The 11,447-nt window shown below is 68.1% G+C and carries 9 protein-coding genes; 5 read left to right on the plus strand and 4 right to left on the minus strand.

What is annotated here, in order from left to right:
• Positions 1–102 precede the first annotated feature (102 nt).
• Positions 103–1,329 carry a DNA-packaging protein gene (locus tag AC07N1_RS25105; RefSeq protein ID WP_494674267.1) on the minus strand — a complete coding sequence of 409 codons (1,227 nt, stop codon included), beginning with the start codon at positions 1,327–1,329 and terminating at the stop codon, positions 103–105.
• Positions 1,271–1,678, minus strand: a complete 408-nt coding sequence (locus AC07N1_RS25110; protein WP_494674268.1) for a hypothetical protein — start codon at positions 1,676–1,678, stop codon at positions 1,271–1,273. The genes AC07N1_RS25105 and AC07N1_RS25110 overlap by 59 nt, the downstream gene beginning before the upstream one ends.
• Before the next feature lie 190 nt (positions 1,679–1,868).
• Between AC07N1_RS25110 and AC07N1_RS25115 the strand changes: the two genes are divergently transcribed.
• Positions 1,869–2,573, plus strand: coding sequence for a DUF4145 domain-containing protein (locus AC07N1_RS25115; RefSeq protein ID WP_494674269.1), 705 nt, complete (start codon positions 1,869–1,871; stop codon positions 2,571–2,573).
• Between the two features lie 64 nt (positions 2,574–2,637).
• Here AC07N1_RS25115 and pbpC read toward each other — a convergent pair whose 3' ends face one another.
• On the minus strand, positions 2,638–4,803 hold the full coding sequence (gene pbpC, locus AC07N1_RS25120; protein ID WP_494674270.1) for a multimodular transpeptidase-transglycosylase PbpC: 2,166 nt from the start codon (positions 4,801–4,803) through the stop codon (positions 2,638–2,640).
• Positions 4,804–4,856: 53 nt separating this feature from the next.
• Between pbpC and AC07N1_RS25125 the strand changes: the two genes are divergently transcribed.
• The 3 genes from AC07N1_RS25125 (at position 4,857) to AC07N1_RS25135 (ending at position 8,251) form a co-directional block, all read left to right on the plus strand.
• On the plus strand, positions 4,857–5,351 hold the full coding sequence (locus AC07N1_RS25125) for a YcgN family cysteine cluster protein (protein WP_494674271.1): 495 nt from the start codon (positions 4,857–4,859) through the stop codon (positions 5,349–5,351).
• Between the two features lie 140 nt (positions 5,352–5,491).
• Positions 5,492–6,202, plus strand: coding sequence for a DUF6250 domain-containing protein (locus AC07N1_RS25130; protein WP_494674272.1), 711 nt, complete (start codon positions 5,492–5,494; stop codon positions 6,200–6,202).
• A gap of 216 nt (positions 6,203–6,418) precedes the next feature.
• A complete protein-coding gene (locus AC07N1_RS25135; RefSeq protein ID WP_494674273.1) occupies positions 6,419–8,251 on the plus strand; it encodes an ABC-F family ATP-binding cassette domain-containing protein in 1,833 nt (610 codons plus the stop codon).
• Between the two features lie 49 nt (positions 8,252–8,300).
• Here the strand turns inward: AC07N1_RS25135 and AC07N1_RS25140 are convergent, their stop codons facing one another.
• On the minus strand, positions 8,301–9,419 hold the full coding sequence (locus tag AC07N1_RS25140) for a hypothetical protein (protein WP_494674274.1): 1,119 nt from the start codon (positions 9,417–9,419) through the stop codon (positions 8,301–8,303).
• Between the two features lie 222 nt (positions 9,420–9,641).
• Here AC07N1_RS25140 and AC07N1_RS25145 point away from each other — a divergent pair, with 222 nt between their 5' ends.
• Complete coding sequence (locus tag AC07N1_RS25145; protein WP_494674275.1) at positions 9,642–11,363, plus strand: toll/interleukin-1 receptor domain-containing protein; 1,722 nt, start codon at positions 9,642–9,644, stop codon at positions 11,361–11,363.
• Positions 11,364–11,447 lie beyond the last annotated feature (84 nt).

Below are 11,447 nucleotides of genomic sequence, written 5' to 3' on the forward strand. Positions count from 1 at the left end.
CCTCTGGGCCACCTCCCCCAGAGGGGGAGGATCTTGGCGCTTCAGATGCTCCCCCTCTGGGGGAGCTGTCGCGGAGCGACTGAGGGGGTCGCCCGAAGGGCGTCACACCACCCGCAACCTCGGCTCCTTCCCGCCCCCCAGCATCAACTCACTCAGCGCCCAGACCAACGCATCCGCCCGGTCCGGACTGTGCCCCAGGTCCCCATCGCCAAGCCCCATCAGCTCCTCCTCCAGCGCCGGGAACGCGCCGCAGTGAACCACCCGGCCCTGCTCGTACAAGGCTGCCACCGGCTCGGCCCGGGCCCGCTTGCCCACCGACGCCCGCACCAGCTTGATCGGGCACGGCGGGGCGGCCTGGGCCAGCACCGAGCGGACCATCTCGCCGCCCTGGTTGGCTTCGGCCACCAGCGCGTCGGCGTCGAAATCCACCGCCGCGGCGACGGCCAGGCTCGCCCAGCCGTTGGGCGACAGGCCCCGGGCCGTGCGGTCGGCCAGCACATAGGCGCGGCCGTCTCGCCGGCCCGCGACCACCACCCCGCAGGCGTCGCCGCGCGCCGTGGCCGGCGGATCCACCGCCACCACCACCCGGTCGAACTTCGCCGGCGGCGCCCCGCGACACCGCGCCAGGTCCTCGGCCCGGAACAGCCCGCCGTCGGTCTCGACGACGATCCCCTCCAGCTCCTGGGCCGCCAGCCGCGTGCCGCCGTACAGCGCCTCCAGGCTGGCCAGGAACCGGGGCGCGAGGTTCCCGGCGTTGGCCGCCGTCCCCGCCCGCGTCGTCGCAACCCCCGCCTCAGCCATCAGCACCTTCAGCGCCCGGGTCGGACGCGGCGTGGTGGTCACCACCAGCCGCGGATCCTCGCCCAGCCGCAAGCCGAACCGCAGCATGGCCAGGGTCTCGCTCGCCTTGGGCCAGGCGCAGAACTCGTCGGCCCAGGCGGCGTGAAACTGCGGCCCGCGCAGGCTGTCGGGGTCTTCGGCGGAGAAGGCGTAAGCGGCCGCGCCGTTCGGCCAGATCAGCCGTCGCCGCGACGTCTCCCACCGCGGACGAAAGGCCGGACCGCTCGCCGCCCTGAGGCCCGACGCCCCCTCGACCATCACCTCGCGCACGTCGTGCAGGGTCGGCCCAACCAGCGCCATGCGCGGCACGGTCAGCGCCATCTGCGCCATCCACCGCGCTCCGGCGAAGGTCTTGCCCGAGCCTCGTCCGCCCAGCAGCAGGAAGGTCGACCAGCCTTCGACCAGTTCGAGTTCCTGGTGCGGCAGGGCCTCAACCAGATCGACGCTGAGAAACCGCCTCTGCTCCTGCGGCGTCATCGTCGTCAGCACCGCCGCCGGTCCCGTCGCTGCGCTTGCGCTCAAGAAGTTCCGCAAAGCGGGCGACCTTGGACTCAACTGCGTTTCGAAGCTCTTCGGGATCGTCGGGGATCTCGCCATGCATGTCGGCCTCGTCCTCGTCGCCGCCCACGGCGGCTTGCTTGGGTTCAGGGATCATGGCGACCACCGCCTTGGCCGACCGCGCGAAGGTCCCCATCATCCGGGCGCGCTTGTCGGCCAGGGCCACGACAGCGACGTCTTCGCTGTCCTTCACCCGGTTCCATTCGGCGTCCATCGACGCCATGAGGTCGCCCTGGAGCCTCTCGCCCCAGCGCTGCGCCTCGTCGCTTTTCTCGGCCATGACAGAAGTGTACGGCGCCAGCGAACGCGTCTGATCCACGACGCTAATAAAGTTTCAAGCTACTGGAATCGCTGGAATTTTTTCGTCACCGACTGGGGATCCACGGCTCTCTATCCCCATCCGAAGAAAGCCCGTCTCATCGGCGGGCTTCCTTGACCTCATCCGAGAGTCGAATAAGCATCGCGTTGAAATGACGAAAGCGCCTCAGAAACAAATCAAAGCTCACTGCCCGACCTGCAACGGGATCCGGTCGTGTAAAATTCATGGGTACGTCGAAACGAAATGGGAAAGCGACAACGGCGATTTCTGCGGGGGAGACGAACACCGCCTGCTACAATGCTTGGGCTGCGAGACTGCCTTCTATCAGAAAAGAAGCTGGAACGACGAAGACGTACAAGAATGGTATGATGAGAACGGCGAACCTCATTCCGAGCCGAACTATGCTGAAATCACCTACCCTCAGCCCAAAAGCAGGACCAAGCCGCCATGGGTTTCGGAGCTCTGGTTGCAGGATGATGTCTTAGAGAACATCCTGGACGAAACTTATCGCGCCTTCGACAATGGCTCCTTCACGCTGACGGCGGTCGGGCTACGAACAGCGCTAGATCGCGCCACCGAGCTTCTGAAAATCGATCCCACTCTGAACTTCGCTACCAAGCTCGAGCACTTGCAGCGCAACGGCTGGATTGGGGATGCCGAGAAGCGAGTCCTTGAGGTGGTGACAGAAGCCGGCAACGCGGCCGCTCATCGAGGCTGGCAGCCGGAACGAGCGACGGTATTCCAACTCATCTCCGCCATGGAGGTCTTTTTGCAAAGAGCCTTCATCGTCGCGAACGGTCCTCTGGAGGTAAAGCACCGAATCCCGTCCAAACCGACGAAGAAACCTACCCCTTAGAGCCCGGCCAAGCCGCCTTAGTCGTTGTCCCGGCGAAGGCTAGCGGACCACGGGACCCCGCCCCTCAGTAAGGCAGCTCCGGCGGCGTCTGCTGCTGCGGTCCCGCTCCCGGCGGCGGCTCGTCCGGGGCGGCGTCGGCCTCAAGCTCCGAGGTCGTCCGTGCGAACTCCGAAGCCAGGGTCTCGTAGAAACCGTTCCTCGGATCCGGCGACGTCCTCGGCTCCGGGTCGGGCAGCAGCCACGGGAAATCCCGGATCGCCAGGTTCTGGTGCGCGGCCAGCATGAACCGCCGCCAGATGCTGGCCGGGATGTCGCCGCCGACCACCTTGTTCATCGGCTTGTCGTCGTCGTTGCCCACCCAGACGCCGGTCACGAAGTCGGGCGTGAAGCCCACGAACCAGGCGTCGCGCCAGTTCTGGCTGGTGCCGGTCTTGCCCGCCGCCGGCCAGCCGAACGCCGCCCGCTTGGCCGTGCCCTGGTCGACCACCTTCTTCATCATCTTGACCATCATGCTGGCCTTGGCGACGTCGTAGACCTGGGTCGGGGCCAGCGGGCCGCGGCTGTAGATCGGCCGGCCGTCCTGGGCGGCGATGCTCTCGATGACGTACGGGTTCACCCGCTGCCCGCCCAGCTGGAACACCTGGAAGCCCGAGGTCATCTGGAGAAGATTCACCTCATAGGCCCCCAGCGCCACCGACAGGTCCGGCCGCTCGGGCAGGCTGGTCACGCCGAACCGGCGGGCTAGGTCCGCCACCCGCGAACCGCCGGCCTCCTGGGCCAGCTTGACGGCGATGGTGTTGGTCGAGGTGACCAGGGCCTGCTCGACGGTCATCGGGCCGCGATAGTCGCCGCCATAGTTCTCCGGCTTCCAGTCGCCGAACTGCACCGGCGCGTCGACGCGGATGTCGGTCGGCAGCACGCCCTTCTCCAGGGCCGCGGCATAGACGAACGGCTTGAAGGTGGAGCCCGGCTGGCGCCGCGCCTGCACAGCCCGGTTGAACGGGCTGGCGATATAGTCGGTGCCGCCCACCATCGCCCGGATCGCCCCGTCGGCCGAGATCGACAGCAGCGCCGCCTGGCTCGCGCCCGCATGCTCGCCGCCCAGCGCGATGGCCTGGCGCACGATGTCGGCGCCCGCCTTCTGCAGCCGGCTGTCGATGGTCAGGCGCACCACCAGATCGGGCGCGTTCTGGCCGGCGATGCGGATGGCCTCGGTGGTGGCGTAGTCCAGCACCCAGCCGTAGTCGCCCTCGTCGCTGACGGCGTCGGGCGAGAGGCGCGGGGTGTCGTCCAGCGCCTTGGCCTGCTCCTCGGCCGTGATCCAGCCCTCCTTGCGCATGTTGGCCAGAACCAGCCGCGAGCGGGCCAGCGCCCCCTCCATGTCCCGCGTCAGGGCCAGGCGCGACGGCGCCTTGGGCAGCGAGGCCAGCAGGGCGGCTTCCGACAGGGTCAGCTGGCTGGCCGGCTTGCCGAAATAGGTCCTTGCCGCGCCATCGACGCCATAGGTGTTGGCCCCGAAGAACACGCGGTTGAGATAGAGCTCCAGCACCTCGTCCTTGGTCAGCACCTGTTCAAGGCGCCAGGCCATCAGCATTTCCTGCAGCTTGCGCTCGACCGTGCGGTCGGGCGTCAGGAACAGGCCCTTGGCCAGTTGCTGGGAAAGCGTCGAGGCGCCCTGCACCGTGCGCCCGGCCCGCCAGTTGACGAAGGCCGCCCGGGCGATGCCGTAGAGGTCGATCGGCCCGTGCTTGTAGAACCGCCGGTCCTCGGCCGCCAGGAAGGCCAGCGGCACATAGCCCGGCACCGTGTTGACCGTCACCCGCTGGCCGTAGCGCGGGCCCCGCGTGGCGATCACCTGGCCGCTGCGGTCCTCGAACCGCACGCCCGGCGCGCGGTTGATGGCGAACAGGCTCTCCCGGCTCGGCAGCTCCGGCGTGTCCTTCAGATACTTGAACCACACATAGGCCGCGCCGCCGCCCACGGCGATAAAGCCGATCAGGGCGCTGACCAGCAGGGTGATCCACACCCAGCCCCAGCCGCCCTTCCTGCGCGGCGGCTTCAGGTCGGCCCGAAACGGCTCCTCCGGCGGGCGAGATGCAGGCCCTTGGGGCGGCTGCCCCGGAGGCTCGGGCGGCGACGGCGGAACAGGCGCGAATCCGCCCTGCGCCGGCGGCGTCGGACGCCCGGGCGTGTCGTCGAACTTGTAGGGCGGCAGCGTCCAGTCGTTCACGTGCGGTGTTGCGTCCAGTTGGTCTTCGGGCCGATTGGGTTTAGGACGCCCCGATGATGGCGCGCAAACCTTTCTGGGAGACGAAATCCCTTCACCAGATGACCGTCCCCGAGTGGGAGAGTCTATGCGACGGCTGCGGCCTTTGCTGCCTGGTTCGCTTCGAAGACGAAGATACGGGCGAAGTGATCCCCACGCGGGTGCATTGCCAGCTGCTCGACGCCCATCTTTGCCGCTGCAGCGACTATCCCAATCGCCGCAAGACCGTGCCCGACTGCATCAAGCTGACGCCGCACAACATCGAGGACCTGGAGTGGATGCCCCCCTCCTGCGCCTATCGCCGCCTGCACGAGGGCAAGACCCTGCCCCAGTGGCACCCGCTGATCACCGGCGACCCCGACAGCCCCCACAAGGCCGGCGTCTCGATCCGCGACCAGACCATCAGCGAAACCAGCCTCGACGACCCCGAAGACGCCATGGACTTCGTCGCCACCGACCTGATGGTCGACAAGGGCGACTGGCCGTACGAGCCGGACCCGGACGAGGACTGAGAAGAACCCCCTCAGTCGCTCCGCGACAGCTCCCCCAGAGGGGGAGCATCTTGCGGCATAGATCCTCCCCCTCTGGGGGAGGTGGCCCAGAGGGCCGGAGGGGGCTGCGCTGCGGTTCGGCTCAAGCTAAGGCTAACCCCATGCTCACCCGCCGCGCCCTCGCCCTCTCCGCCCTCGCCCTGCCGCTGAGCGCCCGCGCCCAAACCGCCGAGCCCTGGCGCAAGGCTGACCGTCTCTACACGGACGACTTCACCCAAGGCCTCGCCGACTGGACGATCGAGGCTGAAAAACCCTCCGCCGTGAAAGCCGAAAACGGCGTCCTCGAGCTCGACGCCCCGGCCGGCCTCACCGCCTGGTTCAAGCCGCGCCTGCAAGGCCCGCTGCTGATCGAGTACCAGGCCCTGGCCGTCTACGAAGGCGGCCGCAACGACCGGATCAGCGACCTCAACGCCTTCTGGATGGCCACCGACGTCCGCAGTCCGGACGACCTCTTCGCCAGCCCCCGCAGCGGCGCCTTCGCCGACTACGACCTCTTGAAGACCTACTATGTCGGCCAGGGCGGCAACTACAATTCCAGCACCCGGATGCGCCGCTATGTCGGCCGCGCGGGCGAGCGCCCCATGCTGCCCCAGCACGACCTCAAGGACGCCCGGACCTTGCTCCAGCCCAACCGCTGGGTCGCCGTCCAGCTGGTGGCCCATGACGGCCTGATCCAGTACTGGGCCGACGGCCGCAAGCTCTTCGAACTGGCCGACCAGGACCCCTACCGCAGCGGCTGGTTCGGCCTGCGCACCACCTGGAGCCGGCTGCGGTTCAAGGATTTCGCCGTCTGGCGGCTGACGGCGGCGTAGCCCCCCCTCCGGCCCTCCGGGCCACCTCCCCCAGAGGGGGAGGATCTAGGGGCGCCGAGCCAGGAAAATGCTCCCCCTCTGGGGGAGCTGTCGCGGAGCGACTGAGGGGGTACGCCACGGGCGCCTCGCACTTTCCGCGTTCCCCCCTCCCGTCGCCCTGCTATAGGCCCCATCTCCCCGACCGACCGCCGTATCCAGACGTAAGAAGACCGCTCCATGGCCGCCCCCGCCCGCGCCCCCGTGCTCGCCCTCAAGGACGTCCGTCTCGCCGACGGCGCCAAGCCGCTGTTCGACGGCGTGGACCTGGCCCTGGAGCCGCGCGTGCGCGCCTGCCTGGTCGGCCGCAACGGCGCCGGCAAGTCGACCCTGCTGAAGGTTCTGGCCGCCCAGGGCGCCGAGGCCGACAGCGGCGAGCGCGCCGTGCAGCCGGGCGCCAAGGTGGTGTTCGTCAGCCAGGAGCCGGACATCACCGGCGAGACCCTGCTCGACTACTGCACGGCCGGCGGCGCCCAGGACTATGAGGCCCACGCGACCCTGGCCGACTTCGGCCTGGACTTCCAGAAGAGCACCCAAGGCCTCTCCGGCGGCGAGCGTCGCCGCGCCGCTCTTGCACGGGCGTTCGCCGAACAGCCCGACGTGCTGCTGCTCGACGAGCCGACCAACCACCTGGACATCTTCGCCATCCAGACGCTGGAAGAGGAGCTGGCCAACTCCAAGTGCGCGGCCCTGATCGTCAGCCACGACCGCGCCTTCCTCAACCGCGTCACCCAGCGCACCTTCTGGCTGGAGCACCGCAAGGTGCGCCGCCTCGACAAGGGCTTCGCCGAGTTCGAGACCTGGAGCGAGCAGGTGCTGGCCGCCGAGGCCGACGAGGAGCGCCGGCTGAACAAGCAGCTGGAGAAGGAAAACGCCTGGCTGGCCCGCGGCGTCCAGGGCCGCCGGGCCCGCAACGAAGGCCGCCGCCGCGCCCTGATGGACCTGCGCGCCCAGAAGCGCGACATCGTCGCCGACAAGCGCGGCTCGATGACCATGGCGGTCGAAAGCTCGGGAACCTCGGGCAAGCGCGTGGTCGAGGCCAAGGGCCTGACCAAGACGTTCGGCGAGCGCACCATCGTCGAGAACTTCTCGACCCGCATCCTGCGCGGCGACCGCGTCGCCCTGGTGGGCCCCAACGGCGCGGGCAAGACCACCCTGGTGCGCCTGCTGCTGGGCGAGCTGGAGGCCGACGCCGGCACCGTGCAACTGGGCACCAATCTCGAGGTCGCCTATGTCGACCAGAACCGCATGGCCCTGTCGGAAAAGATCACCGTCTGGGACTTTCTGACCCCGTCGGGCGGCGACTCCATCCTGGTGCGCGGCCAGCCCAAGCACGTCGCCGGCTACGCCAAGGAGTTCCTGTTCACCGAGGCCCAGCTGCGCCAGCCGGTCACCAGCCTGTCGGGCGGCGAGCGCAACCGCCTGCTGCTGGCCCGGGCTCTGGCCACGCCGATGAACCTGATGGTGCTCGACGAGCCGACCAACGATCTGGACATGGACACGCTGGACCTGCTGGAAGAGCTGCTGGCTGATTTCGAGGGAACCCTCATTCTCGTCAGCCACGATCGCGACTTCATCGACCGCCTGGCCAGCTCGACCATCGCCATGAACGGCCACGGCCAGGTGCTGGAGACCCCCGGCGGCTGGAGCGACCTGATCGACCAGGCCCCGGACTTCTTCAAGGGCGCGCGCGGGGCCGCCGGCGACTTCGCCACCGGGACCGGCTCGCACAAGGCCATCGTCACCCCCGCCGCTCCGGCCGCGCCCAAGAAGGCCGTCAAGCTGTCCTACAAGGACCAGCGGCGCCTGGAGGAGTGCGAGGCCCTGATCGCGGGTTCGCCCAAGATCCTGGCCGACCTCGAGAAGAAGCTGGACGATCCCAACCTCTACGCCCGCGACCCGGCCGGCTTCGACAAGATCATGAAGTCGCTGGACAAGGCGCGGGCCGACCTGGCCCAGGCCGAAGAGGACTGGCTGGCGCTGGAAGAAAAGCGCGAAGCGCTGACGGGCTGAGCCCCGCGGCCAGGGGAAGACGGCGCGCCCCGCGGGCGCGCCGATCCGGCTACATCACGAACCTGGCTTCGTCGTTGGATTCCAGGAAGCTCAGCATCTCGTCGAACGTCACGTGCTCCATGCCGCGCATGGCCGTCAGCCGTTCATGGGCGCTCTTGGCTCGCTGGAAGGCCTTCAGCGCCTGCCGCGTGGCCGTGCGATAGGCCCGATAGCGCTCGACCTCGCGGTGGGGCTGCAGCCCCTCTTCCAGCGTGCGCAGGGCCAGCGCCGAGATCGCCAGCCACATGGCCGCCACCTGGCCGTACAGCATCAGCTGATGCAGCAGTTCGTGATGCTGCTCGCCAAGGCTCGCGCCCGCCAGCGCGCCCAGGCCCACCAGCAGGTGCAGCCCGACCAGGCCGCCGACGCAGACCAGCGCCGCCAGGCCGAACCGCGCCGCCTGCACGACCGGGAACGGGGAGAACAGCCGCCGGTCGCGCGAGAACTTGTAGTTCACGAAATCGATCTGCCGCGTGAAGCGCAGCATGGCGTAGGCGTCGAACAGCTCCTTGGCGTGCGTCCCGTTCAGGCTCTTGGCCGTCGCCTTTTCGCTGAAGAGCCAGGGCGGCTTCTCCTCCTCCGTCTCCTTGATGGCGTCGACATAGGCCCACGGCAGCCGGTCGATCACATTGACCTGGAACTCCGTCAGGGCCCTGTCGCGCTTTTCTTCGAACGCCTTGTAATCCTTGGTCTCGGCGGCGTGCAGGATGTCCTCGGCGAGGAAGATCACGGTCTGGAAGTTGAACTGCCGAAGACGCTCGGTCAGGAACCGCTGCTCCAGCCAGCGGCGCTTGCTTTCGGCGAACATCACGCCCGCCGCCCCGATCACCGCGCCCAGCAGCCCGGCGACGGCGGCCACGGCGATCACCATGTTCTTGAAGGGGCTGTGCGCATAGAGCGGCTCGGCCGAGGCGGCCAGCAGCGAGGCCCAGACCAGCCCGACCGCCAGGACGCCCAGGCGGCGGCTGCGCTGCTTGGCGGCGTTGGCCTTGTCGTTGATCGGCGTGAAGAGGTCGCGCAGCCGGTCGTTCTGGAAGGCGAAGGCGACGTTCGGCCACAGCAGCCGCGCCTGCGCGCGGTCTTCCTCGTCCAGCAGCAGGTCGTCGTTGAACGGATACTTCTGACTCAAATGCCCCTCCATCCCTGCCCGCCGCGCCAGGCTTTGACCTCACATGGACCACAACGCGCGAAGTGCAACCTGCATGTCAATTGATCACTTCAATTAAAAACGAGTATTTTTACGCACCGTCATCCTTGTGCGCCTGATAGACTGAGACAAATATATTTCCGACCACAAGGGCCTACACCTGACAGCAGCCTGACAGCACATTGTGCATTTGGACACAATCGCATGCGACGACTATCGGCCTTCATTTCCTATCGCCGCAGCGACACCTACGACCACGCGCTGCTGCACCGCCTGCGCGACACGCTTTCCGGACTGGGCTTCACGTCGGTCTTCCTCGACATCGAGAAGATCGCCGCCGGCGATCACTACGAAAACCGGATCCACCGCGAGATCTCGCAGTGCGACCTCTTCATCGCGGTCATCGGCCCGCACTGGCTGGAGGTGACCCGCGAACGCGCCCGGGCCGGCCAGGGCGACATCGTCATGCGCGAGATCCGCGCCGCCCTGCGCCACGAAAAGGAGATCGTGCCGCTGCTGGTCGACGGCGCCGTCATGCCGGAAAGGGCCGCCCTGCCGGCCGAGATCGCCGACCTGCACTTCAAGCAGGCCGTTCCCGCGCGATCGGCGACCCAGGCCGCCGAACTCGAGGCCCTGTTCACGCCCAAGGTCGCCGAACTCACCACCCGTCACCATCTGGGCGCGGGCTTCACCACCGTCTACGTCCTGGCGGCCATCGCCGGCTACCTGACCTGCTCGCTGGTTCCGCACGTGGTCGGCTTCGCCGAATACGGCCGCGACGCCTGGATCGGCATGGCCACCCGCTGGGGCGCGCTGTTCATCTGGCCGATCTTCTTCCTGCCCTTCGCGCAGCTGGCGCTCTACCGGCCCGTCAAGGTGCTGATCGAAGGCATCATCAACGCCCGCGACCTGAAGGACAGGCTCAGCTACGCCACGCCCTTCTTCTTCGGCCTGGTGATCATGGCCCAGGCCATGACCATCGAGATCAACAGCCAGTACCAGGCCCCCTGGACGGTGAACCCGCGCTTCGCGGCCGCGCAAAGCCCGTCCTGCCGCCCGGCCGACCCGCAGGCGGCGGCCTCGCCGCGGCTGAACGGGGTGGTCTCCTACGACCCGAACGGCCGGCTGGCGGCCGCGTTCGAGAGCGCCAGCGCCCCGCCGCCGTTCTGGCTGGTCGACAAGTGCTGGCCCAACGCCTTCTTCTACCTGACCTCGTCCGAGGCCGGCGCGAAGGAGCACAAGGCCGAGCGGGCGCTGGTCCAGCGGCAATATGTCGAGGTGCTGCTGACCAGCCACATGCCCGCCAACGGCGTGCCGTTCTCGCGCACCTTCTGGGCCTATGCGGCCTCGTTCGCCTATCTGATCCTGCTGGGCGGGCTGGGCGTCTCGATGGCCCTGTTCTTCGTCATGGTGCAGATCGCCCGCCCGCGCGAGGATTCCGAGATCCGGCTGCCCAGCGAGGACGCCTATCTCTGCCTGACCTACGCCTTCATCTCGCTGATGATCTGGGTGCCGTTCCGGATGATCACCACCTATGTGAAGAACAAGTCCTACACGCCCGACCTGTCGGTCGCGCACCTCGACATCGAGCCCTATCTCAACGACGTGATCATCGGGGTCGTGTTCACCTTCGGCTTCGCCTTCCTCACCTCGGGGCTGCTGTTCAAGTACAAGCGGCTGGCGCTGGGCGTGATCGGCGCCCTCGTCATCGCCAGCATCATCGGCTCGGGGGTGGTCGTGCTGCTGTTCGGCGACAGCGTCGTCAGCCTGACCACGACCTGGCAGTTCTATGTCGGCATCTCGATCCCGGCGATCCTGGTGCTGCTGGCCCTCTGGTACATGTTCGACCCGGCCATGGTGCGGTTCAACGACTTCAAGCGCGAGGCCGGGATCCCCCGGAAGATCCAGCGCCAGGGAGCGTCGTGATGCGCGCAGGGCCGCTGCTGGCGTCGCTGGCGCTCCTGCTGCTGGCCAGCGCCGGGACCACGGCGGCCCGCGCGGCGCCGGAAC

This window comes from Caulobacter sp. GW821-FHT09B11, from assembly GCF_059418205.1.

Coding starts and splice junctions, on each gene's coding strand:
- AC07N1_RS25110 (WP_494674268.1), bottom strand. CDS start 1,678: ATGGCCGAGAAAAGCGACGAGGCGCAGCGCTGGGGCGAGAGGCTCCAG.
- AC07N1_RS25115 (WP_494674269.1), top strand. CDS start 1,869: ATGACGAAAGCGCCTCAGAAACAAATCAAAGCTCACTGCCCGACCTGC.
- AC07N1_RS25125 (WP_494674271.1), top strand. CDS start 4,857: ATGATGGCGCGCAAACCTTTCTGGGAGACGAAATCCCTTCACCAGATG.
- AC07N1_RS25130 (WP_494674272.1), top strand. CDS start 5,492: ATGCTCACCCGCCGCGCCCTCGCCCTCTCCGCCCTCGCCCTGCCGCTG.
- AC07N1_RS25135 (WP_494674273.1), top strand. CDS start 6,419: ATGGCCGCCCCCGCCCGCGCCCCCGTGCTCGCCCTCAAGGACGTCCGT.
- AC07N1_RS25145 (WP_494674275.1), top strand. CDS start 9,642: ATGCGACGACTATCGGCCTTCATTTCCTATCGCCGCAGCGACACCTAC.